This is a genomic window from Mycobacterium cookii (genome assembly GCF_010727945.1).
In the GTDB taxonomy this organism is placed as follows: Bacteria; Actinomycetota; Actinomycetes; order Mycobacteriales; family Mycobacteriaceae; genus Mycobacterium; species Mycobacterium cookii.
Genome location: NZ_AP022569.1, coordinates 2640943 through 2663345, shown reverse-complemented (window position 1 = coordinate 2663345; position 22403 = coordinate 2640943). Strand labels below are relative to the sequence as shown.

The 22403-nt window shown below is 66.3% G+C and carries 21 protein-coding genes; 14 read left to right on the top strand and 7 right to left on the bottom strand.

Going from position 1 to position 22403, the window contains the following annotated elements:
- Nucleotides 1-11 precede the first annotated feature (11 nt).
- Entirely contained in the window at nt 12-1433 is a 1422-nt protein-coding gene (locus G6N27_RS12495) for a TIGR00366 family protein (protein ID WP_163776614.1), read from the bottom strand.
- 70 nt (nt 1434-1503) lie between these two features.
- Nucleotides 1504-2730, bottom strand: coding sequence for a cytochrome P450 (locus G6N27_RS12490; RefSeq protein WP_163776613.1), 1227 nt, complete (start codon nt 2728-2730; stop codon nt 1504-1506).
- A 132-nt stretch (nt 2731-2862) separates the two neighbouring features.
- Here G6N27_RS12490 and G6N27_RS12485 point away from each other — a divergent pair, with 132 nt between their 5' ends.
- The 4 genes from G6N27_RS12485 to G6N27_RS12470 all read left to right on the top strand — a co-directional run bounded on the left by G6N27_RS12485 (nt 2863) and on the right by G6N27_RS12470 (nt 5827).
- Nucleotides 2863-3210: a hypothetical protein gene (locus tag G6N27_RS12485; protein WP_163776612.1), complete on the top strand. Its 348-nt coding sequence runs from the start codon at nt 2863-2865 to the stop codon at nt 3208-3210.
- A gap of 31 nt (nt 3211-3241) precedes the next feature.
- Entirely contained in the window at nt 3242-3904 is a 663-nt protein-coding gene (locus G6N27_RS12480; RefSeq protein WP_163776611.1) for a M15 family metallopeptidase, read from the top strand.
- A gap of 61 nt (nt 3905-3965) precedes the next feature.
- A complete protein-coding gene (locus tag G6N27_RS12475) occupies nt 3966-4778 on the top strand; it encodes a class I SAM-dependent methyltransferase (RefSeq protein WP_163776610.1) in 813 nt (270 codons plus the stop codon).
- 92 nt (nt 4779-4870) lie between these two features.
- Nucleotides 4871-5827 carry an LLM class F420-dependent oxidoreductase gene (locus G6N27_RS12470; RefSeq protein ID WP_163776609.1) on the top strand — a complete coding sequence of 319 codons (957 nt, stop codon included), beginning with the start codon at nt 4871-4873 and terminating at the stop codon, nt 5825-5827.
- Between the two features lie 20 nt (nt 5828-5847).
- On the opposite strand, the gene G6N27_RS12465 is transcribed toward G6N27_RS12470, so the two are convergent.
- Nucleotides 5848-6300: a TIGR03618 family F420-dependent PPOX class oxidoreductase gene (locus G6N27_RS12465; protein WP_163776608.1), complete on the bottom strand. Its 453-nt coding sequence runs from the start codon at nt 6298-6300 to the stop codon at nt 5848-5850.
- 61 nt (nt 6301-6361) lie between these two features.
- Entirely contained in the window at nt 6362-7378 is a 1017-nt protein-coding gene (locus G6N27_RS12460) for a ferredoxin--NADP reductase (RefSeq protein WP_163776607.1), read from the bottom strand.
- A gap of 82 nt (nt 7379-7460) precedes the next feature.
- Between G6N27_RS12460 and G6N27_RS12455 the strand changes: the two genes are divergently transcribed.
- From G6N27_RS12455 to G6N27_RS12440, 4 genes are read left to right on the top strand one after another with little or no spacing between them, the layout of a single operon-like run.
- Nucleotides 7461-8891, top strand: coding sequence for a class I adenylate-forming enzyme family protein (locus tag G6N27_RS12455; protein ID WP_232065074.1), 1431 nt, complete (start codon nt 7461-7463; stop codon nt 8889-8891).
- Complete coding sequence (locus tag G6N27_RS12450) at nt 8869-9774, top strand: acyl-CoA dehydrogenase family protein (RefSeq protein WP_163776606.1); 906 nt, start codon at nt 8869-8871, stop codon at nt 9772-9774. Before G6N27_RS12455 ends, G6N27_RS12450 begins: the two co-directional genes overlap by 23 nt.
- Nucleotides 9761-10843, top strand: coding sequence for an acyl-CoA dehydrogenase family protein (locus G6N27_RS12445; protein ID WP_163776605.1), 1083 nt, complete (start codon nt 9761-9763; stop codon nt 10841-10843). Before G6N27_RS12450 ends, G6N27_RS12445 begins: the two co-directional genes overlap by 14 nt.
- Before the next feature lie 33 nt (nt 10844-10876).
- Complete coding sequence (locus G6N27_RS12440; RefSeq protein WP_163776604.1) at nt 10877-11644, top strand: enoyl-CoA hydratase/isomerase family protein; 768 nt, start codon at nt 10877-10879, stop codon at nt 11642-11644.
- 69 nt (nt 11645-11713) lie between these two features.
- Here G6N27_RS12440 and G6N27_RS12435 read toward each other — a convergent pair whose 3' ends face one another.
- Nucleotides 11714-12478, bottom strand: a complete 765-nt coding sequence (locus G6N27_RS12435; protein WP_163776603.1) for an SDR family NAD(P)-dependent oxidoreductase — start codon at nt 12476-12478, stop codon at nt 11714-11716.
- Nucleotides 12479-12577: 99 nt separating this feature from the next.
- Between G6N27_RS12435 and G6N27_RS12430 the strand changes: the two genes are divergently transcribed.
- On the top strand, nt 12578-13420 hold the full coding sequence (locus tag G6N27_RS12430; RefSeq protein ID WP_163776602.1) for an SDR family oxidoreductase: 843 nt from the start codon (nt 12578-12580) through the stop codon (nt 13418-13420).
- Here G6N27_RS12430 and G6N27_RS12425 read toward each other — a convergent pair.
- Both G6N27_RS12425 and G6N27_RS12420 read right to left on the bottom strand, forming a co-directional pair.
- Nucleotides 13417-15027, bottom strand: coding sequence for an FAD-dependent oxidoreductase (locus G6N27_RS12425; protein ID WP_163776601.1), 1611 nt, complete (start codon nt 15025-15027; stop codon nt 13417-13419). The two genes, G6N27_RS12430 and G6N27_RS12425, sit on opposite strands and share 4 nt — an antisense overlap.
- Before the next feature lie 37 nt (nt 15028-15064).
- Nucleotides 15065-15754 (bottom strand): IclR family transcriptional regulator, encoded by a 690-nt coding sequence (locus tag G6N27_RS12420; protein WP_163776600.1) that lies wholly within the window; start codon nt 15752-15754, stop codon nt 15065-15067.
- Between the two features lie 167 nt (nt 15755-15921).
- Between G6N27_RS12420 and G6N27_RS12415 the strand changes: the two genes are divergently transcribed.
- The 5 genes from G6N27_RS12415 to G6N27_RS12395 are packed head-to-tail and all read left to right on the top strand — an operon-like array spanning nt 15922 to nt 22387.
- Entirely contained in the window at nt 15922-16785 is an 864-nt protein-coding gene (locus G6N27_RS12415; protein ID WP_163776599.1) for an alpha/beta fold hydrolase, read from the top strand.
- The gene (locus G6N27_RS12410) at nt 16785-18497 is read left to right on the top strand and encodes a bifunctional 3-(3-hydroxy-phenyl)propionate/3-hydroxycinnamic acid hydroxylase (RefSeq protein ID WP_163776598.1); all 1713 of its coding nucleotides are present in this window, start codon (nt 16785-16787) and stop codon (nt 18495-18497) included. Before G6N27_RS12415 ends, G6N27_RS12410 begins: the two co-directional genes overlap by 1 nt.
- Nucleotides 18445-19362, top strand: coding sequence for a 3-carboxyethylcatechol 2,3-dioxygenase (locus G6N27_RS12405; RefSeq protein ID WP_232064976.1), 918 nt, complete (start codon nt 18445-18447; stop codon nt 19360-19362). The genes G6N27_RS12410 and G6N27_RS12405 overlap by 53 nt, the downstream gene beginning before the upstream one ends.
- A complete protein-coding gene (locus G6N27_RS12400) occupies nt 19359-21089 on the top strand; it encodes an FAD-binding protein (protein ID WP_163776596.1) in 1731 nt (576 codons plus the stop codon). Before G6N27_RS12405 ends, G6N27_RS12400 begins: the two co-directional genes overlap by 4 nt.
- Nucleotides 21086-22387, top strand: coding sequence for an LLM class flavin-dependent oxidoreductase (locus G6N27_RS12395; RefSeq protein WP_163776595.1), 1302 nt, complete (start codon nt 21086-21088; stop codon nt 22385-22387). Before G6N27_RS12400 ends, G6N27_RS12395 begins: the two co-directional genes overlap by 4 nt.
- Nucleotides 22388-22403: the final 16 nt, after the last annotated feature.

Below are 22403 nucleotides of genomic sequence, written 5' to 3'. Positions count from 1 at the left end.
CCCGGCCGACGTCAGATTACGTACGGCGCTATCAGAGCGGTAGCACCCAGCACCGCCAACCCGATCACGAACGCGACAATCGTAAAGCCCATCACCTGACGGACATTGAGTTTCGCAATCGCCAGCAGGGGCAGCAGCCAAAACGGCTGGACCATGTTCGCGACCCCCTCACCGACCGCCACCGCCATGGAGATCAACCCGAGATAGGCCGGCGAGTGTTGACCGATCGCCAGCGCCGAGCCGACCGCGATCGGGCCCTGAACGGCCCAGTGTCCGCCGCCCGACGGCACGAACAGGCTGATAACCAGTGAGCCGATGAAGGTCAGGAACGGCAGTGTGTATTGCGTCGCACCACTGACGACCGCCTGGGCCAGCAGCGTCTGCAGCGGCTTGGCCCCGGTGGCCGCATGCGTTGGCAGATAACCGAGCAGGCCCACCAAGCCGCCGTACAGCGGATACTGCAGCAGCAGCGGACCGGACACCTTCGCGGCGTCGGTGAATGCCCGGATGAATCGGATCGGTGTGCGGTGCAGCAACGCGCTGGTGATCGTGAACAACATGATCATCGACGAGATGTTCAGCGCGAAACCGCTGATGCAGAAGTAGGCAATGCCCGCGGCGAACACGAGGACGTTCAGGATCCACAGGTCTTCCAGCCATTCAGCAAACGTTTTCGGGCCCTCGGCCTCGACCACCGGCCGGTCCTCGTCGTCAAACACTGCGGCATCCGGCGCCAGGCTCTGCGCCGGCTCCATCCGCCAGATCGCGATTGCGAGCAGCGCCAGCACGACGATCACCGACAGCCAGCTGTAGGGCTGGAAGATCGTCAACGTCAGCGGCACGGTGATGCCGGTCATTTTGTGGATTACGTTGATCGGGCTGCCGTTGTCCGTGTTCGCCAGCGCAATCGATGATGAAAGTCCTTGCGTCCAGACGATGAAACCCATGAACGCCGCCGCAATGAGGTAGCCGAAATGTGCTTCGGTAAAGCGCCTGGCGACCTGCCGGGCGACCAGCGCACCGGCCACCAGCCCGAGTCCCCAGTTCAGCAGGGAGAGCACCGCGCTGACGCCAAAGCACAGCAGAGCTCCCTGGACCTGCGTCGACGGTTTTCCGGCGATGTAGACGATGGCCCGCTTCAGGACCGGCGCCTCGGCGAGCGTGTAGCCGGTCACGAGGATCAGCACCATCTGGAACGCGAACGTGAAGATGTTCTGCGGTCCCCACACCCCGCCGTACCACGCCTTGAGCATGCCGCTGGGCGCCGCGCCGTTCACCAAAAGGGCGACCAGCGCGGCGACGATCAGGGTCAGGATGACGGCGAACAGAAACGGGTCGGGCATGAGGCGTTCGACATACCGGACGCACAGCGCGGTGAAGGACGGCAGCACGCCGCGGCGTTTGGGGTCGGCCTCAGGCTCCCGGCTCGTCATTGGCTCACCCTAGTGGGCCGGTCAGCCATGATTGGTCGAAATACATTGGTGTAGGCGAGAACTCCGCGAGCTAGTCGAATTCGATGGGCAGCGTCAACGGCCCGCTCAGGCTCACGACGGGTTTCCACGGCGCTGGTCCCGCACGCCGCGGGTTGCGCAGTCGAGCCGTCAGCACATTCAGCGCCTCGGCGATCTCACGCCGGGCCAGATTGGCGCCCAGGCAGTAGTGCACGCCTCCGCCGAAGGTCAATATGGCCGGCGCCCCCTCGCGGGTGATGTCGACGCGATCCGGGTTGTCGTAGACGGTCGGATCCCGGTTGGCCGCCGCGGTGTTGACCAGCACCATGGTGCCCGCCGGGAAGATGTAGCCGCCGAGTTCGACGTCGTCGACCACGAGTCGCAGTGTCCCGCCGGCGATCGGAGAGTGGCGCATCGTCTCTTCCACCGCCTGCATGGCCAGGTCGGGATGCGCTCTGAGCAACTCCCACTGATCCGGGTGTTCGCAGAGCACCTGCACCGAGGCGGCCACCTGGTTGCGGGTGGTGTCGGTGCCCGCCAACAGCAGACCGCCCGCGAGCATGCGCAATTCGGCGGCATCGAGACGATCCCCGTCGTCCTCGGCGCGAATCAGATCGGAGAGCAGGTCGTCGGTCAGGTTGTGCCGGCGGTGCGCGACCATGTCGTCGACGTAGTCGTCGAGCTCAAGCCAGGCCCGCATGACGACGGGCTCGAGTTGGCGAATGTCGGCGGTGAAGCTGAAGGCCTTGAAGATGTCGTCCGCCCACGACGAGAACTGTTGCCAGTCTTCGCGAGGCGCGCCGAGCAACGCGCAGATGATGGGGACGGGGTAAGGCCGCGCGAGGTCGGCGACCACATCGCAGCGCCCGGCGTCGACGACCTCGTCGACGAGATCGTTCATCACTCCGACCATCGCCTCGTGCAAGCGCGCAACGGTCCGCGGGGTGAACGCCTTGGAGCACAGACCGCGTAACCGGCGATGTGTCTCACCCTCCACGCACAGCAGGCTGTTGACGACCTTGTCCCACAACGGACCCGAGGTAACGCCCTGTGCCTGCAAGACGATGCCGGGCGGGATCTGGAACCGGTCGTCCCGCAGCACGGACCGCACGAGGTGATAGGACAGCACTTCGGGTCCGATCGGCCCGATCGCGACAGGCGCCTGCCGTTGAGCTGCCTGGAAGCGGGGATACACCTCGGCGGGCGACTCGTCGGGGCTGTAGCTCAGCGTCGGAAGATCGGCGTCGAAAATCCTGCGGGGAGCGGTACCGACGGTCATACGACCTCCTTTGGCGGCCCCGTCAGCATAAATGCGGTCTTCGCGCGAACCGGAAAACCTAGGTAAACTACAGACATGTAATTCGGCGTCGACGCGGGCGCGGGCCGCCCCCGTCGGCAGAAGGAACAGCTGATGGACCCACTCAAGATATGCAGTGTCGAATTCGACGATCGGGATCCGTACCGCGCGACCTTCAACGTCCACCTGTCCCGCGACATGACAGATTTCGAGCGCCAGACCCTCCCTCCGTTGCTGTCCGGCGGTTTCTCGCCGTCGGAGGCGCGAGGTTCGGCGGTGGTGGCCATCAGGAACGCGACCATCACGATGATCGAAGACCACCGGGACCTGCTCAAGCAGATCGTGGCCGAAGCCGAATCGCTGGCCAAGACGATGGAACACGAGTTGCGCGCGGTGGCCAGTCACGTCGCGGCCAGGGTCGAGGACGTGCGGGAGCGTGCGGCCGCCATCGACTGGAGCTGAAAACACGCCCGTTGACGGCAGACTGAGGTCTATGGCCGTTGCTCGTTTTCTTGTTGCTCTGCTTCTCGTCATCGTCGGCGGCGCCGCCCGTGCCTACGCAGACGTCCCGCCGCTGAGTGCTCAAGCACGTGCCGCGGGATTCGTCGACGTCCGCTCGGTGGTCCCCAACGCGCTGATCGATCTGCGCTATGCGACGACGAACAATTTCACCCACGTCCAGCTGTATCCCGCCGACGCCCGCTGCCTGGTGCACGAATCCATGGCACATGGGCTCGCGTCGGCCGCCAAGGCGCTGGCGGCGACGGGAGACTTTCTGGTCTTCTGGGACTGCTATCGGCCGCACGACGTGCAGGTCAAGATGTTCAACGTCGTGCCGAACCCAGCGTGGGTGGCAAAGCCCGGCAACTATGCGAAGAGTCACGAGTCGGGGCGTTCGGTCGATGTGACGATGGGCAATACGGCCGAGCAGTGTCCGCGCTGCCTCGTCGACATGGGCACCGACTTCGACGACTTCTCGCCGCGGGCAACGGCTTTCGCCACCGACGGGGTTAGCACCGGTCAGCAAACGAACCGGCGCCGACTGCGCGACGCAATGAGCGCCGGCGGTCTGTCGGTGTACTCCGGTGAGTGGTGGCATTTCGACGGGCCCGGCTCCGGAACGCAACGGCCGATCCTCGACGTCCCAGTCGATTAATCTGTCTCAAAATATGAGACTTCTGTTTCGTATTATGAAACAGTCGCCGTAATCTGTTGCTATGGCAGGTAAGCGGCAAGCGGTCTACACCCACGGGCATCACGAATCGGTACTGCGCGCACACCGGCGGCGCACCGCCGAGAACTCCGCCGGCTACCTCCTGGCGCACGTGCGACCGGGGATGTCACTGCTCGACGTGGGCTGTGGGCCCGGAACCATCACCGCCGACCTTGCTGCGCGGGTCGCGCCCGGCCGGGTCACCGCCGTCGAAATGACCGACGATGCGTTGGATTTGGCGCGCGCCGAAGCGCAGGCTCGTGGACAGTCGAACATCGTCTTCGCGACGTCCGATGTGCACGCACTCGACTTTCCCGACGACACCTTCGATGTCGTGCACGCCCACCAGGTGCTCCAGCACGTCGGCGACCCGGTGCAGGCGCTCCGGGAGATGCGGCGAGTGTGTAAACCGGGCGGCGTGGTCGGGGTGCGGGACTCCGACTATGCGGGCTTCATCTGGTTCCCGCAGTTGCCGGCGCTGGACCGCTGGATGACGCTGTACGTCACGGCGGCGCGGGCCAACGGCGGCGAGCCCGACGCCGGGCGGCGACTGTTGTCCTGGGCGCAGCAGGCCGGGTTCGACGACATCGCGCCCACGGGCAGCCTGTGGTGTTTCGCGACGCCGGAGGACCGCGACTGGTGGGGCGGGATGTGGGCGGACCGGATCGTCGAGTCGGCCTTGACTCGACAGTTGCTCGACTCGGGGCTCGCGACCCCCGCGGAACTCGAGGAAATCTCAGCGGCGTGGCGGGAGTGGGCCGCGGCGCCCGATGGCTGGTTCGCCATCCCAGCCGGCGAGCTCGTCTGCCGGAAGTAGTTGATCTCTGCAGGTCAGAGGCTGCGGTATTGGCATTCTCGTTTTTTAGAAGTACGTTATCGAACAGCGATAACGATACTTTGGAGGGTTCCGTGCGTCTCGGAGTGATGATCGGTGCCGAGCGGGGCGATTCGGCGCGCAAGGTCACCAAACTGCTGGCCGATATCGAATGGGCCGAGGCCGCAGGTATGGATACCGCGTGGATTCCTCAGGTGCCCAACGACTTCGACGCGCTACTGGCTGTCGCGCTGATGGGCACCCGCACCACCCGCATCGAACTCGGCACCGCCGTCGTGCCATTGCAGTTGCAGCACCCGGTTGCGTTGGCCCGTCAGGCTTTGTCGACCCATGCCGCCACCGGAGGTCGACTCGCGTTGGGCGTCGGGCCGTCGCACCACTGGATCATCCAGGACATGCTCGGGCTGCCTTACGAGAAGCCCGCCGCTTACACCCGCGACTATCTGGAGGTTCTGCGCGCCGCGTTCGCCGGGCCCGGCCAGATCGACGTCGAGAACGAACACTTCACAGTGCACAACCCGAACGATCTCGCCCCGGTGGCACCGCTGCCCGTATTCGTCGCGGCACTCGGACCGGTGATGCTGGCCCTGGCCGGCGAGCATGCCGACGGCACCGTGCTGTGGATGGCCGACGAGCGATCAGTCGCCGAGCATGTGGTGCCGCGGATCACCAAAGCCGCCGACAACGCCGGCCGGCCTGCGCCGCGAATCGTCGCCGGGATACCCGTGTGTCTCTGTGCGGCAAGCGAAGTCGACGCAGCCAAAGAACGCGCGAATAGGATCCTGGGTGAAGCCGAGGTGTCGCCGAACTACCAGCGGCTGCTGGACTATGGTGACGCGCGCGATGTCGGCGACATCTGCGCGGCCGGCGACGAGGAGGCCATCCTGACGCGGATGCGGCGGTTCGCCGACGCCGGTGTGACCGACCTGTCGGTGCGGCTGTTGCCGATCGGCGAGACCCGCGACGAGCTGGTCGCATCCAAGCGACGCACCCGCGAGGTCATCGCCGATCTCGGCGCCCAGCTGCGCTGATCGGCCCGGCACTCGAAGCGTTAGCCCCGCTGCGGATTGGTGTAGACGCGGGTCGGCGAGATCAGCACAGCGGTGCGACGCTCGTCGCGCATCACTTGGTCGTAGGTGTCCCAGTCGTCGTGGGTGCCGCCGGCCGCGGTGAAGATTTCCCGCAGCAGCAACCGGAGTCGTTCGTCATCGACCCCCGCGTGCGGATCGTCGGGCCCGATCAGTTGCGCCCGTCCCTCGACGGTGGCCCACTGCCACCCCGCGCGTGCCGTGACGGTGGTCCGCGGATCGGCGCGCAGGTGGGCCAGCTTCCGGGCGCCGCCGATCGCCACCAGTGCGACGACCGGTTCGCCCGTCAGCGGATGGGTCGAGACCCCCGCGTTGACGACCGATGACTGAGCGCTGCCGTCGCTACGCAGCGTGGTGAATACGACGAGTCCCTGTTCTTTGGCGAGCAGCGCAGCGAAGGCGGGCAGATCGGTCATGGTTGTGGATCCCTTCCGGTCGGATAGTGCTGTTCAGCCCCGGAAAGCCGCATTCCATTCCCTACTCGTACAGCACGGTGATCGACGGGGTATCGGGCACGGCCTGACAGGTCAAAATGTAGCCGTCGGCGATCTCGTCGTCTTCCAGCACGTCGTTGGTCCGCATGGTGGCGGCGCCGTCGATCAGTTTGGCCATGCACGTCCCGCAATTGCCGGCCTCGCAACTGAACGGCGGGGACAGGCCGGCGCGCCGCGCGCTCTCCAGCAGCGTCTCGCCCGGCACTCGCGGTACCGATGCCTTCTTGCGCTCCAGACGGATCGTCACGGTGCCACCCGCATCGACGTCGCCGGCGGCTTCGGAGACAACCGGTGCGGGCGCCTTGACCGGAGGCGATGCGTCGAAGTCTTCGACGAGCACCCGCATGGAGGTGGGCAGGGCAGCCCGCACCACGGTCATGAAGCCCTCCGGGCCGCACACATAGCAGTCGGCGTCGGTGTCGGTGCCGACGAACTTCTCGACGGCGGCCGCGTCCAGCAGCCCGTGCTGGTCGTCGAGACGGCGGTCGACCGTCAACCGGCCGGGGTACTGCGCTGCCAGGTCGTCGATCGTGGTCTCGAAGATCACCGAGGCCCGATCGCGGTCGGCGGTCAGAATTCGGACCGACCGGTCCGTGGTCGCCAGCGCGCTCTTGACCAGCGACAGGATCGGTGTGACGCCGCTGCCACCGGCGAAGGCCAGCAACGGGGCTGAATTCTGGCTCAGCACAAAGGTTCCCGCGGCCCGGGTCATGGTCAGTTGGTCGCCCTCGACCACGTTGTCGACGATCCAGTTCGAGACTCTGCCGCCGTTGACCCGCTTGACCGTCGTCGTCACTTCGGCGTCGGTCTCCGGTGCGCTTGACATCGAATAGGAGCGGTACAGCTCCTCGCCGTCGACGGTCACTTTGAACGTGCAGAACTGCCCGGCGCGATAGTGGAACGGCTGCTCCTCGGGGGCGAGCACATACGTGCGGCTGTCCGCGGTTTCTTTGATGATCCGGGTCACCGTGGCCCGGTGAAACACGTGGCGGTCCGCCATTCCTGCACCTTCCACACTTTGCGTTCTTCGCTTCAGAGAATACTATTCTCTCAAAACGATAGGATGTTCTCAATTGTCCTCGCTGCCGCTTAGCCCGTTGTCGAAGCTCGCTGAGCCGACCGTGCTTGCGTTCGAGGACCAGTCCTACACCTTGGCCGAGCTCAACGCGCTTGCCGACGGTCTGGCGGCGCGTCTGTCCGAGCACGGTGTGACGGCCGGCGGGCGGGTCGCGTTGATGACATCCAATCGCCCGGAATTCGTCGTCGCGCTGCACGCCATCTGGCGGTTGGCCGCCGCGGCGGTGCTGATCAGCCCGGCCTGGAAGCGGGCCGAGGTCGAGCACGCGCTGGCGGTGACGGACCCGTCGCACGCCGTCGGCGACCAGGCGGTGTTGTCGGAACTCATGCCGATGCTGAACCTCGATGAACCCATTTCGCCGGGGAATCCGGTGCCGGGTTCGACGCCGAGGCCGGACGCCGACGCGGTGCTGGCGTTCAGCTCCGGTACGACGGGCCTGCCGAAAGCCGTTCGGCACAGCCACAAGTCGCTACAGGCTGCCGTCCGGAACTGGCGCGGCGCGCTGAAATTGACCGCCCGCGACCGGATTCAGATCGCCACGCCGCCGTCCCACATCCTCGGTTTGCTCAACATCATGACGGCGATGCAGGCGGGAGCGTGGATGCGACTGCACCGCCGTTTCGACGTCGACCGGATGCTGTCGCACATCCAAGACGACCGCATCACCGTCGAGATGGCAGTCGCGCCAATCGCTTTGGCCATCGCCTCGCATCCCGGTCTGGAATCCTACGACCTCTCGTCGCTGCGGTTCATCGTGTGGGGTGCGACGCCGGTCAGCGCCAGCATCGCCGAAACCGTCACCCGGCGCACCGGTGTCGGCTGGTTGCCCGCGTACGGCACTACCGAGTTGCCGGTCATCGCCTGTAATCCGATCGGCGGCGCCCGCCTCGACTCGGTCGGCCGGCCGGTGCCCGGCGTCGACGTCCGGGTGACGTCGCTGCAGACCGGCGAGCCCGTCGGACCCGGTGAGGTGGGCGAGATCCAGGCCCGCTCGGATTCGCTGATGGCCGGTTACCTGCCGTGCGAGGCGACCCGGGATGTCATGTCCGACGACTGGTATCGGACCGGCGACGTCGGCTATCTCGATGCCGGCGGCTGGTTACGGATCACCGACCGGTTCAAGGAAATGATCAAGGTCCGCGGTTTCCAAGTGGCGCCCGCCGAAGTCGAGGCAGTGCTGCACAGCCACCCCGCCGTCGACGACTGCGCGGTGTTCGGAATCCCGAATGGTGCCGACGGCGAGTCCGTTGTCGCTGCCGTCGCGGCCCGTCAACCGGTCGAGGCCACTGAGCTGGTGGCGCTGGTGGGCGAGCGCCTTGCGTCGTACAAACGTCTGAGCCGTGTCGAGTTCGTGCCCGAAATACCTCGGCTGCCTTCCGGAAAGGTGCTACGCCGAGTTCTCAAGGAGCGCTATGGATGTACGTCTGACAGCTGAACAGCAACAACTGCGCGACGCCGCGGCGAAACTAGCCGACGACCTCGGGCCGGGATCGGTAGCCGAGCTCGCCGACGACGCACGAATCACCCGGCTGGACAAGCAGATTCATACGACGGGCTGGCGATCGCTGCGATCTGACGAGGCCTCTGGGGTGGAGGTCGCCATCGTTGCCGAGGAATTCGGCCGCGGATTGGTCGACGCGCCGTTCCTCGGCCCGGTGCTGGCCGACGACCTGGCCCGCCATGTCGGCGGCGACGGCACCGGCTCGACCATCGCAATAGACGGACACGCGATCGACTCTCGCGGCTTCCGACGCGCATTGACGTTGGACGGTACGACCGTGTCGGCCAGCGAGATCGGTTCCGCGCGCGACGTCGTCGACCTCACCAGGGCCGCCGCTGATCTCGCCGGAAAGCCCTCGGCCGTCGGCGAAGTCGACTCCAACGCCGCGCAGCGGTGGCTGGCGCTCGCGCTGGCCACCACGTCGGCGGACCTGGTCGGCACCGCCCGCGGCGCGCACACCTTGGCGTGCGACTATGCGAAAATCCGCGAGCAGTACGGCAAGTCGATCGGCTCGTACCAGGCGATCGCGCATCTGCTCGCCGAAAGCCTGGCGCTGATCGAAGGGTCGATCAGCATCTTGCGGCACGCCGCGTGGGCGGTGGACGAACTGTCGCCGGCCGAGGCCATCCGCGCCGGCCGGTACGCCAAGGTCTACTGCGCGCGCGCCGCGCGCACGGTCTGCGAAACCGCGATCCAGGTGCACGGCGGCATCGGCAACACCTGGGAGTGCCTCGCGCACGTATATCTGCGCCGCGCGCTGACCTCGACTCAACTGTGGCCCGTCAAGCTGGAGGAGATCGACGTTGGACTTCCGTGATTCTGCCGACGAAGCCGAGTTCAGGGAGCGGCTGAGAGGTTGGCTTGCGCTGCACGCCAAGGACTTTCCGAGCTCGGGCGACGAGTACTGGTCGCGGGCGGGGGAATGGCACCGCGCGTTGTATGAGGGCGGCTTCTTCGGGCTGTCCTGGCCGAAAGAATATGGCGGCCAGGAACTGCCGCCGGTCTACGACGTCATCCTCGACGAGGAACTGGCCCGCGCGGCCGCCCCGCCGCGGCCCAGCCTCGGCTACCTGGTCGCCGGCCTGAGCCGGCACGCCAGCACGGAGCTCTGCGGCCGGTTCCTGCCGGGAATGATCAACGGCACCGAGCGGTGGTGTCAGGGCTTCAGCGAGCCCGGCGCCGGTTCGGATCTCGCGTCGTTGACCACGACCGCCACCCGCGAAGGCGACAACTACGTCATCAACGGCCACAAGATCTGGACCAGCTACTCCGACGTCGCGGACTGGTGTCTGCTGTTGGCCCGCACCGATCCGGAAGCCAAGCGCCACCGCGGCATCTCGGCGTTCATCATCCCGATGAAACAGCCTGGCGTGCAACAGCGTCCGCTGCAGATGATCAACGGCGTCACCACCGAATTCGGTCAGGTGCTCTTCGACGGCGCGCTGGTGCCGGCCGAGAACATGGTGGGTGCCCCCGGCGAGGGCTGGCCGCTGGCGATGACGGTGGTCGGTCACGAACGCGAACCCTCCACGCTGGGCTACGCCGCGCGCTACGGGAAGCTCGTCCGCCAGCTCGCCGCGCGGGTTGATGGGCCGCCGGATGAGGAACTCGCTTGGGCCGCAGTGCAAACCGAGATGCTGACCCACCATGTCCGCCGGCGGCTGTCCGAACAGCTCGACGGGGTGACACATACCTCGGACGGGTCGCTGGACAAACTGCTGATGACCTGGGTCGAGCAGTCGGTCGGGCACGCGGCATTGGCCGTGGGCGGCATCGACGACCCGAATTCGCTGAGCGCTTACCTTTACAGCCGTGCGCAAAGCGTGATGGGCGGGACATCGCAGATCCAGAAGAACATCATCGCCTCACGAATATTGGGACTGTGAAGCGGGTCACGACCATCAAACAAGGAGCCTGACATGTATGGCATGCCGACCGAAATCGACGTCCAAGCCGACGGACCGCTGCGGATCATCACGCTGAATCGGCCCGAGTCACTCAACTCGGTCAACGACGACTTGCATCATGGGCTGGCCAAGCTGTGGCAGCGGATGAGTGACGACCTCAGTGCCCGCGCCGCGGTGATAACCGGTGCGGGACGGGCGTTTTCAGCCGGCGGTGACTTCAAGTATCTCGAAGAGTTGTCCAACGACGCGGCGTTGCGGGCCAAGACCATTGCGGATGGACGCGAGATCGTGCTGGGCATGGCGCGCTGCCGCATTCCGGTGGTGGCCGCGGTCAACGGGCCGGCGGTCGGCCTGGGCTGCAGCCTGGTCGCGCTGAGCGACATCGTCTACATCGCCGAGGACGCGTATCTCGCCGACCCGCACGTCCAGGTCGGACTGGTGGCCGCCGACGGTGGACCGCTGACCTGGCCGCTGCACATCAGCCTGCTGTTGGCCAAGGAGTACGCACTGACCGGTGCCCGCATCTCGGCTGCGCGGGCCGTCGAGCTCGGCCTGGCCAACCACGCCGTGGCCGACCCGCTCGACGAGGCGGTCAAGGCCGCCAGGAAGATTCTCGAATTGCCGCAGCAGGCGGTCGAGAGCACCAAGCGGGTGCTCAACGTTCACCTCGAACGCGCGGTGCTGGCGACGATCGACTATGCGCTGTCGGCGGAGAACCAGTCCATGCAGACAGAGGACTTCCGCAACATCGTCGCCAAGTTCAACGCCGGCAAGAACTGACGTAAACCGGCACGCGACCGAATTGTCGCTCAGAGGAGGGCAATTCGGACGTCGCGCAGACCGGGCCGGTTACTTCGGCGGGAACCGCAGCGCGCCGTCCAACCGGATGACCTCACCGTTGAGGTAGTCGTTCTCGATGATGCTCTGCACGAAGGCGCCGTATTCGCTCGACCGTCCCATCCGCTTGGGGAAGGGAACCTGCGGACCCCAGTACGCCTCGAGCTGGTCGCCCGCTTTGCCGTACGCCGGGGTCAGGAAGGTGCCGGGCGCGATGGTGACGACGCGAATACCGAGCGGGGACAGGTCGCGCGCCGCGACCAGTGTCATGCCGACGACGCCGCCCTTGGCTGCCGCGTAGGGCAACTGGCCGATCTGGCCCTCGTAGGCGGCGATCGATGCGGTGTTGATGATGACGCCGCGGGCACCCTCGTCGAGCGGCTCCTGGCGGGCGATCGCGGCAGCGGCCAGCCGCAACACGTTGAAGACGCCGGTCAGGTACACGTCGATCGTCGTCTTGAAGCCATCCAGGTCGAGCGGTGAGCCGTCTTTGCCGACCAACCGGCCACCGCTGGCCGGGCCGCCATGGGCGTCCACCGAGATGCGCAGCGGGCCAAGTGATTCCGCCTCGGCCAAAGCTGCATTCACATCGTCGGTGTTCGTCGCATCAGTGCGGACGTAGCGGGCGTCGAGCTCGTCGGCGAGCGCGTTGCCTTTGTCGTCGGCCAGGTCGGCGATCACCACCTTGGCTCCCGCGGCATGCAGCCGGCGAACTGTGGCCTCGCCCAGACCGCCTGCGCCGCCGACGACAATCGCTGAACTCCCGCTGATCTGCATTAGTGTTTCCCTTCTTGCAATTCACGCTCTCACACTGCGAGAATACTATTCTCGCGTCGCCGCGAGCGCTGGGCCCTGCTAGTCGAATCGGGGAGAGTCATGAACAACGAAGTTCTGGTCGTCATCGGTGTCGGTGGAATGGGCGTATCGATCGCCCGTCGCGTCGGTGCCGGGAAAACGATTGTGCTCGCCGACATCAACGCCGCGGGACTGGAAGCCACTGCGAGCGGGCTCACCGACGACGGTCATCACGTGCTGACCCGCGAAGTCGACGTCACCTCGCGGAGCTCAGTGGCCGCGGTCGCCGAAACGGCCCAGGCGGCGGGCCGAGTCACCGCGGTCGTGCACACCGCGGGTCTGTCGCCGGAGCAGGCGTCGGCGGAGGCCGTGCTGGCCGTCGACCTGCTGGGTGTCGCATTGTCTATCGACGAGTTCGGCAAAGTGATCGAGCCCGGCGGCGCCGGTGTGGTGATTGCCAGCATGGCCGGTCATATGCAGCCGACGCTGGACCCCGCGGTTCAACAGCAGTTGGCTACGGTGCCCCCCGAAGACCTGCTCGGTCTGGACGCGTGCGCAGGCATCACCAGCAGCCAGGCGGCTTACCCATTCGCCAAGCGGGCCAACCAAATTCGGGTTGCCGCAGCGGCCGCGGCCTGGGGTGAACGCGGTGCCCGGATCAACTCCATCAGCCCCGGCATCATCTCCACGGCGATGGGACGACTGGAGTTGGGCGGCCAATCCGGCGCGATGATGCGCGCGATGGTCGACAACTCCGGCCTGCGGCGTCTCGGCACGCCCGAAGACATCGCGGCGGCCACCGAATTCCTGCTGGGTCCGTCGGCGGCGTTCGTCACCGGCACCGATCTGCTCGTCGACGGTGGGGTCGTCGGCGCAATCCAGACCGGCACAATCGATCTGGCGAAAGCGTTCGCTAACCTCTAGTCGACGGACTTTCCGGTCGCCGCGGCGTGGCCAGCGCGGTAGCCGAAAACCATTGCCGGGCCCAGGGTTCCGCCGGCACCGCCATATGCGCGTCCGGTCACGCCGCCCATCGCGTTGCCGGCGGCGAACAGGCCCGGTATCGGTGCGCCACTGACGTGCAGCACGCGCCCGTCGCGGTCGGTGCGTGGACCGCCCTTGGTTCCCATGGCGCCGACCGAGATCGGAACGGCGTAGAACGGCGCGGTGTCGACCGGGCCGAGTGTCTTGCCGGCCAGCGTGGTCGCGCGGTCGTCTCCCCAGTAGCCGTCGTAAGCGCTTGAGCCACGGCCGAAGTCAGGATCCGAGCCGTCCTCGACGTGGTGGTTCCAGGCCTCGATGGTGCGGGTGAGCCCGTCAATCGCGATGCCGGTCTTCTCGGCCAGCTCGCGCAGGTCCGCCGACTTGCAGAACCAGTCGGGAACGGGGCCCTCTGGCTCGACACCGAGGAACCCGTAGCGCTTCAGGTGCAGCGAGTCGAACACCATCCAGGCCGGGTCGTTGATGTAGCCGTCGCGCGGGTCGAGGTAGTGAAACGCACCGGCCATCGAGTTGTAATCGCATGCCTCGTTGACGAATCGCTTCCCGGCCCGGTTGACGATGATGCAGCGTGGGCGGGTGCGCTCGAGTCGCACGCTGCGACTGCGGGGATGCCCGTCGATCGTGTCGCCGGGGATCTGCACGACCGGCACCCACCATGCTTCGCCCATATTGGCCAGGTCGGCGCCGTGGGCCATCGCCATCCGCAGGCCGTCGCCGGTGTTGTTCGGCGGCGAGACGGCGCCGTGCATCGGCCCACGCAGAAAAGCGTTGGCCAACACCGGATCCCACTCAAAGCCGCCGGTACCCAGAATGACGCCGTGACGGGCGCGCACAGCCAACTGCCGACCGTCCGAATCCACTCGCACCCCGACGATCTCGCCGTCTTCGGCGATCAGTTCCACCGCGCGGGCATTGGTCTGCGGCGTCACCCCGGCGTCCAGCAACCCCTTCAGCAGGCCGGCGATCAGCGCCGTGCCGGCCACGCAGAGGTCGGCGTTTTCGTCCGCCCCGGCATGCAGGCGGGCCCGGGTCTCGGCGTCGAAGCCGACGTTCGACCAGTCCTGGGGGAACGCGGTGATGCGGTCCCGCCACTCGCCGAGTTGGTTGAGGTCGACCGGAGTCACGGTCAGCGAGCGGCCGCCACCCGGCTGGCCGCCGGGCAGTTCCGGCTTGTAATCGGGAAAGCCGGTGGCGATTTCGAAATGCAGGCGGCTGTGTGCCTCGACGAAGTCGAGCATCGCCGGGCCGGTCCGAACGAAGGTGTCGACCATTGCGTCGTCCATCGAACCCAGCGACTGCGCGCGCAGATAACTCAACGCGTCGGCGACCGACAGCTCGCCGTCGGGTGAGCGGTCGTGCGCCGGAATCCACACCACGCCGCCCGAAACCGCGGTGGTGCCACCGAACGTCGCGGATTTCTCGTAGACCGCCACCGAGGCACCGTTAGTCGCGGCGGTCAGGGCAGCCGTGAGAGCGGCTCCGCCACTACCGAGCACAACGACGTCGACGTCGTGGTCCCAGGCAGGCATAAGAGTTTCCTTCCTATTCGCGTCAGCTCAGGCTGGGTCAGTTGAGAATGGCCGATAATTCCTTGGCCGCCTTGATGACTGCGTCCTTGCCGCGCACGACTACGTCTTCGCGATGCGAGATCAAGTTGATGCACGCCGGCGCAGACGGCGGGTCGCGATGCACCGGGACCGCCAAACCGTAGGTGTTCGGCTCGATCTCACCGTGGGTGATCACCCAGCCTTGCTCGCGTGCGCTGACCACCAGGGCACGCTCGTCGGGCCGAGGGGGCAGGCTGGCCAGCAGCGCGATACCCGCCGCGCCCCGGTCCAGCGGATACCGACTGCCCTCGTGGAACGCCAACTGATAGGCGACCTGCGTCGGTACGATCACCGCGATCGCGACCTGTTGGTCGCCCTCGGCGACCAACAACGACACCGTGGTACCCAGGTCGTCGGCCAGAGCGCGCAGGATCGGCACGCTCAGCTGGCGGACATTGCGATCGAACGACGCGCCGAGCACCGCCAGACCCGCAGCCGGCCGGTAGCGGCCGTCTTCGCCCTTGGCGACGAATCGGAACTGCGCCAGCGTGGCCAGCAGACGGTAGGCGATCGTCCGGTGCACGCCGATCCCGTCGGCGACCTGCTGGACGGTCAGCCCAGCGGGGGCATCGGCCACCAGTTGTAGCGCGGTCAGTCCCCGGGCAAGCGTCTGCGATCCGGGTGCGGTGTTCGGCGGTGCGTCCCGCATGTCAGCGCGCCGTTCTCGGGTCGGTGAATGGGACACCGACGTGCCTTGACAGACACCCCGTCGAGCGTGATGCTCTATACATAATGCACATCAGTGTGCGATTTTAGCACACAGCATTAGTGGAAGACGAGAACAAGATTTCCGCCAGAACGGCAAGAGAGGGACCGGTGGCCGAGCACGAAAGCGTGTGGAGTGACCTGCAAGGTGTGTCGTTCACGCAGGGTTACCTGGACGCCGGCGGTGTGCGAACCCGTTACCTGCACGCGGGTGATTTAGCCCAGCCGGCACTGATCCTGCTGCACGGTTCCGGCGGTCACGCCGAGGCGTACGTCCGCAACCTCGAGGCGCACGCCGAGCATTTCTCGACGTGGTCGATCGACATGCTGGGGCACGGCTACACCGACAAGCCTGGCCACCCACTGGAGATCAGCCACTACGTCGATCATCTGCTCGCCTTTCTCGATGCGATCGGTGTGCAGCGCGCCCACCTGTCCGGCGAATCGCTCGGCGGTTGGGTGGTGTCCCGCGCCGCCGTCGATCACCCCGACAAGGTCGACCGGTTGGTACTCAACACCGCGGGCGGTTCGCAGGCCGATCCCGAGGTGATGAAGCGGATCATCACGTTGTCGGTGGCTGCCGCCGAAGACCCGAACTGGGAAACCGTTCAAGCGCGGATCAAGTGGTTGATGGCCGACAAGTCGAAGGATTACGACGACCTGGTCGCGAGTCGGCAGCGGGTCTACCGTCAACCAGGTTTCGTCTCGGCGATGCGTGACATCATGGCGTTGCAGGACCCCGAGATCCGGGCTCGTAACCTGTTGGGTCCGAACGACTATGGCTCGATCACCGCGCCCACCCTGGTGCTGTGGACCAGCGACGACCCGACCGCCGACGTCACCGAAGGCCGCCGGATCGCGTCGATGATCCCCGGTGCGCGGTTCGAGGTGATGCCCGGTTGCGGGCACTGGCCGCAGTATGAGGACGCCAAAACCTTCGACCGCCTGCACATCGACTTCTTGCTGGGCCGCTGATGGCGACCGCTGGGCACAATGGCGCCGAAGCCGACGTCTACGATGCAGACGTCGTGATCGTCGGCGCCGGCCCAGTGGGTCTGACGCTGGCGAACATCCTTGGCCTGCAAGGTGTTGGCGTGCTGGTGCTCGAGGAGCGGGAATCGCTCATCGACTACCCCCGCGGCGTCGGACTCGATGACGAGTCGCTGCGCACCTTCCAGGCGATCGGTCTGGTCGACAAGATCCTGCCGCACACGGTGCCCAATCAGATCCTGCGTTTCGTCGACGCCAAACGCCGGGTGCTCGCCGAAATGGCCCCGCCCGACGCGCGTTTCGGGTGGCCGAAGCGCAATGGCTTCGTGCAGCCGCTCGTCGACGCCGAATTGCTCCGTGGCTTGGACCGGTTCGACCACGTCGAGGTCCGCTGGGCCCATCCGATGGTGTCCTGCAGCGAATTCGCCGACGCGGTCACCGTCGAAGCCGGCAGCGACGGGCGCACGTCCACCGTGCGTGCCCGCTACCTGGTCGGCTGCGACGGTGGACGCAGCGCGACCCGTCGGCTGATGGGTGTGAGCTTCGACGGCACCACGTCGCCCACCCGGTGGCTCGTCGTCGATATCGCCAACGATCCACTCGGACACCCCAACAGCGAGGTCGGCGCCGACCCGCAGCGCCCCTACGCCTCGATCTCGATCGCGCACGGTATCCGCCGGTTCGAGTTCATGATCCACGCCGACGAAACCGACGAGCAGGCTGAGGATCCCGCGTTCCTGGAGCGCATGCTCGCCATGTTCGTGCCGTATCCCGATCGCGTCGACGTCATTCGGCATCGCCTTTACACTCACCACTCCCGCATCGCGGATGCGTTCCGCCGTGGGCGGATGCTGCTGGCCGGAGACGCCGCGCACCTGATGCCGGTGTGGCAGGGGCAGGGCTACAACAGCGGAATCCGCGATGCGGCGAATCTCGGCTGGAAGCTGGCGGCAGTGGTGAACGGCGCCGCAGGCGACCGGCTGCTGGACACCTATGACGTCGAACGCCGCAAGCACGCCCGGGCGATGATCGACCTGTCCACCTTGGTCGGCCGGGTGATCTCGCCGACCAACCGCCGCGTCGCCGGCGTGCGCGATGCGCTGATCCGGTCGGCCTCGATTGTGCCGACGCTCAAGCGATATGTGCTCGAGATGCGGTTCAAACCGATGCCGCGTTACGAGCAGGGTGCTGTCGTGCACTCGCAGCCCCGCAACCCGGCGTCTCCGGTGGGCACGTTGTTCATCCAGCCCACCGTCGACACCCGGGAACGGCAGAACGTCCTGCTCGACGACGTCCTCGGTGAATGGTTCGCGGTGCTGTGCTGGAACAACAATCCGCGGGCAATCTTGGGCGACAAAGCATTTGCGCAGTGGCAGCAGTTGGGCGCGACGTTCATCGCAGCGCGGCCGCAATCGCAACTGCAGTGGACCGGTCACGACGATCCGGACGTGACGATCGTCGGGGATCGCACCGGGCAGATCAAGGCCTGGTTCGACACCCAGAAGGAATCCGTGCTTTTCCTGCGCCCCGATCGCTGTATCGCGGGTGCGTCCATCGCCCAACTCGCTCCGGAGCTGAGCGCGTCGCTTTTCGACGTCCTCACCTTGACACCGGGAGGAAACCGTGCCGCTCGCCCTGTGCTGCATGTCCCACAGCCCGCTGCTGAATCTGCCCGGACCGTCGCAGGACCTCCTTGATGACATCGACGGCGCGCTCGGCCAGGCAAGGGATTTCGTCGCGGACTTCGATCCGCAGGTCGTCGTCATCTTTGCTCCCGATCACTACAACGGCTTCTTCTACAAGCTGATGCCTCCGTTCTGCATCGGCACCGACGCGCAAGGCGTCGGTGACTACGGCACCCACAAAGGCCCGCTCGATGTCCCCGAAGCCACGGCTGTTGCCTGCGCGAAGGCGGTGTTGTCCGCCGGAGTCGACGTCGCGATTTCGGCGAGCATGGACGTCGATCACGGCACCGTGCAGCCGTTGGAGATGTTGTTCGGCAAGGCGACAGCCCGCCAGGTGATCCCGATCTTCATCAACTCCGTCGCCACGCCGCTGGGACCGCTGCACCGGTGCCGGACGCTCGGCACGGCGGTCGGTAGCTACCTGGCGACATTGGGCAAGCGCGTGCTGGTGGTGGGATCCGGTGGCCTGTCGCATGATCCGCCCGTTCCGACGTTGGCGACGGCGACACCGCCGGTGGTCGAGCGGATCGTGCACGGCAAGCCGATGACCCCCGAGGGACGGCAGGCGCGGCAGACCGCGGTGATGAACGCGGCCAGGAGCTTCGCGAGCGGAGACAGCGCCCTTCAGCCGCTCAACCCGGAATTCGACAAGCAATTCCTCGACATCCTCGACAGCGGGCACCTCGACGAGCTGGACAAATGGTCGAACGCCTTCATCGCGAAGGAGGGCGGTAACTCCGCGCACGAAATCCGCACCTGGGTCGCGGCTTTCGCGGCGCTGGCGGCGGCCGGGCCGTACCAGACGGATGTCCGCTACTACCGGCCGGTGCCGGAACTGATCGCCGGCTTCGCGGTCCGGACGGCGGTGCAGGCGTGACAGACTCGGACAAGATCGTCGACGTCCTGGTCGTCGGCTCCGGCGCAGGCGGAATGACGGCGGCGCTGGTCGCCGACGCTTCCGGGCTGGACACCCTCGTCGTCGAAAAGTCGCCCCAGTTCGGCGGTTCCACGGCGCTGTCCGGCGGTGGCATCTGGGTGCCCGGCGCGCCATCGCAGCGGCGAGCCGGCTTTGAACTGCGGCCAGACGATGTCGTCGAATACATTCGGCAGATCACCGGCGGCCTGGTCAGCGACGCGCGCATTCGGCAGTACGTCGATGCGGCGCCGCAGATGATGGAATTCCTGGAACACCTCAGCCCGTGGTTCGAGTTCGTCTGGAAGCCCGGCTATGCCGACTACTACCCCGAACTGCCCGGCGGCTCCGAGCAGGGCAGCACGATCAATGTGCCGCCGATCGATCTGCGCAAACTCGGCGAAGACGAACAGCTGCTGCTGACCCCGCTGGCGCTGGCTCCGCGAGGAATCTGGCTGGGCCCCAAGGAGCTTCGCTCGTTTTATCAGGTCAGGCAATCGTGGGCCGGTAAAGCTGTTCTGGTCAAGCTGGTCTGGCGGATGATGCGAGCGCGGGTGTTCGGTGAACGCATCGCGGCCATCGGGCAGTCGCTGGCCGCGCGGCTGCGGCTGGCCATGAAGGATCGTGGAGTGCCGCTGTGGCTGAACGCGCCGATGACGCAGCTGCTGACCAGTCCCGACGGCGCCGTCACCGGCGCGGTCGTCGTGAAAGACGGTCAACCGCAACGTATCCAAGCCAGAAGAGGCGTCGTGCTGGCCACCGGGGGATTCGACCACGACCTGGCCTGGCGCAAAGAGCACCTGCCCGAGGTCGACCAGGACTGGAGCTTCGGTAACCCGGCGGCCACCGGCGACGGCATCCGCGCCGGCCAGCAGGTGGGCGCCGACACCGATCTGCTCGACGAGGCGTGGTGGTTCCCGGCCATCCAATGGCCGGACGGCCGAATGCAATTCATGCTCAACGAACGCATGATGCCGGCACAGTTCATCGTCAACGGCGCCGGCAAGCGGTTCATCAACGAGGCGGCGCCCTACATGGACTTCGGTCACGCGATGATCGAAGGCCAGAAGTCCGGCGTCACCCACATCCCGTGCTGGCTCATCACCGACCACAGGTCGTTCAACCGCTACGTGGTCGCCGGACATCTGCCGATCCCGAAGATCCCCGGCGCCCCGGTGCCGACCGGGCGCAAAGTGCCCAAAGCCTGGCTGGAGTCCGGAGTGGTCAAAGCGGCCGACAGCTGGGATGAGCTCGCGGCGAAAATCGACGTGCCGGCCGCGCAACTTCGAAGCACTGCAGCACGTTTCAACGAGCTCGCGGCCGGCGGCCACGACGACGATTTCAACCGAGGTGACAGCGTTTACGACAATTACTATGGAGACCCAACCCTGCCCAACCCCAACCTGCACCCGCTGGGCAAACCGCCCTATTACGCATTCCGGATGGTCCTCGGCGATCTGGGCACCTCGGGTGGATTGCGCACCGACGAACACGCGCGGGTATTGCGCAGCGACGACACGGTGGTGCACGGCCTCTACGCCGTGGGCAACACCTCCGCGCCGGTGATGGGGCGCAGCTACGCCGGTGCCGGGGCAACCATCGGGCCGGCCATGACCTTCGGCTACGTCGCAGCCCGACACCTTGTCAGCGAAAGCTCAACTCACTCAATTGTTCCGGGAGGTACACATTGAAAATCTCACTGTTCTACGAATTCGCTCTGCCCCGTCCGTGGTCGGACGACGACGAGCATGTCCTGCTCAAGGACTGCCTCGACGAGGTCGAGGCCGCCGACAAGGCCGGCTTCTCCACCGTCTGGCTGACCGAGCACCACTTCCTGGAGGAGTACTGTCATTCCACCGCGCCGGAGATCTTCCTGGCCGGGGCCAGCCAGCGAACCAAGGACATCCGGCTGGGCTTCGGCATCATGCACCTGCCGCCGGCGGTCAACCATCCCGCCCGGGTCGCCGAGCGCATCGCCACCCTCGACCTGATCTCGGACGGGCGAGTGGAGTTCGGCACCGGTGAGTCCTCCTCGATCGGCGAACTCGGCGGCTTCAACATCGATCCCGCCGACAAGCGCGCGCAGTGGGAAGAGGCGCTGGAGGTGTCGATCCGCTGCATGATCGAGGAACCCTTCACCGGGTTCAAGGGCGAGCACATCGAGATGCCGGCCCGCAACGTCGTCCCCAAGCCGTTGCAGAAGCCACACCCGCCGGTGTGGGTCGCCTGCACCCGGCCGGCCTCGGTACAGATGGCCGCCCAGAAGTGCATCGGCGCACTGAGTTTCGCCTACACCGGTCCGGGTCCGCTGACCGAGCGGGTGAACGGCTACTACAAGGAGTTCGAAGAGAGCGGTGTGCCCATCACTCCGGCGATCAACCCGAACATCCTCGCCATCGGCGGCGACCTGTCGATGATGGTCGCCAAGACCGACGAGCAGGCGATTCAGCGCCTCGGCATGGGCGGCGGCTTCTTCTCGTTCGGGATCATGCATTACTACCTGACCGGTGTGCACACACCGGGTCGCACCGGGGTCTGGAAGCGTTATCTCGAAGAATGCGAAAAGGATCCGACGCTGGCCTACGGTCCGGGTCGCGGGGCGATCGGGTCACCGGCCACCGTCCGGGAATTCCTCCGCGGCTACGAGGAGAGCGGTGTCGACGAGATCATCCTGCTGCTCAACCCGCGCAGCCACGAGGGCACGATGGAGTCCATCGAGCTGATGGGCAAAGAGGTGCTGCCCGAATTCATCGAGCGCGACCAGAAGGCGGTGGCCGAGAAGGCGAAACGGCTGGCGCCGGTCATCGAGAAGGTGGAGTCCCGTCGGCCCGAACCGGTCGCGCCGAAGTTCGACGAGAACTACTCGTTCGGCGGGCTGCCCACCGGACGCGGCGGCAAGTTCACCGCGAGTGAGATTCCCGAGGCCATGGCCGAGATCAACGAGGGCCGTGTTCAGGCCGCTCAGCGCCTGAAAGATGCGAAGTCCTGATGCCGGAAGCCGTTTG

What these genes read in the sequence shown, in the direction of transcription:
- G6N27_RS12420 (WP_163776600.1), bottom strand. Translation starts at nt 15,754, where the DNA reads ATGCGGGACGCACCGCCGAACACCGCACCCGGATCGCAGACGCTTGCC.
- G6N27_RS12425 (WP_163776601.1), bottom strand. Translation starts at nt 15,027, where the DNA reads ATGCCTGCCTGGGACCACGACGTCGACGTCGTTGTGCTCGGTAGTGGC.
- G6N27_RS12450 (WP_163776606.1), top strand. Translation starts at nt 8,869, where the DNA reads ATGGATGTACGTCTGACAGCTGAACAGCAACAACTGCGCGACGCCGCG.
- G6N27_RS12475 (WP_163776610.1), top strand. Translation starts at nt 3,966, where the DNA reads ATGGCAGGTAAGCGGCAAGCGGTCTACACCCACGGGCATCACGAATCG.
- G6N27_RS12410 (WP_163776598.1), top strand. Translation starts at nt 16,785, where the DNA reads ATGGCGACCGCTGGGCACAATGGCGCCGAAGCCGACGTCTACGATGCA.
- G6N27_RS12440 (WP_163776604.1), top strand. Translation starts at nt 10,877, where the DNA reads ATGTATGGCATGCCGACCGAAATCGACGTCCAAGCCGACGGACCGCTG.
- G6N27_RS12405 (WP_232064976.1), top strand. Translation starts at nt 18,445, where the DNA reads ATGTCCCACAGCCCGCTGCTGAATCTGCCCGGACCGTCGCAGGACCTC.
- G6N27_RS12460 (WP_163776607.1), bottom strand. Translation starts at nt 7,378, where the DNA reads ATGGCGGACCGCCACGTGTTTCACCGGGCCACGGTGACCCGGATCATC.
- G6N27_RS12430 (WP_163776602.1), top strand. Translation starts at nt 12,578, where the DNA reads ATGAACAACGAAGTTCTGGTCGTCATCGGTGTCGGTGGAATGGGCGTA.
- G6N27_RS12495 (WP_163776614.1), bottom strand. Translation starts at nt 1,433, where the DNA reads ATGACGAGCCGGGAGCCTGAGGCCGACCCCAAACGCCGCGGCGTGCTG.
- G6N27_RS12480 (WP_163776611.1), top strand. Translation starts at nt 3,242, where the DNA reads ATGGCCGTTGCTCGTTTTCTTGTTGCTCTGCTTCTCGTCATCGTCGGC.
- G6N27_RS12465 (WP_163776608.1), bottom strand. Translation starts at nt 6,300, where the DNA reads ATGACCGATCTGCCCGCCTTCGCTGCGCTGCTCGCCAAAGAACAGGGA.
- G6N27_RS12485 (WP_163776612.1), top strand. Translation starts at nt 2,863, where the DNA reads ATGGACCCACTCAAGATATGCAGTGTCGAATTCGACGATCGGGATCCG.
- G6N27_RS12490 (WP_163776613.1), bottom strand. Translation starts at nt 2,730, where the DNA reads ATGACCGTCGGTACCGCTCCCCGCAGGATTTTCGACGCCGATCTTCCG.
- G6N27_RS12435 (WP_163776603.1), bottom strand. Translation starts at nt 12,478, where the DNA reads ATGCAGATCAGCGGGAGTTCAGCGATTGTCGTCGGCGGCGCAGGCGGT.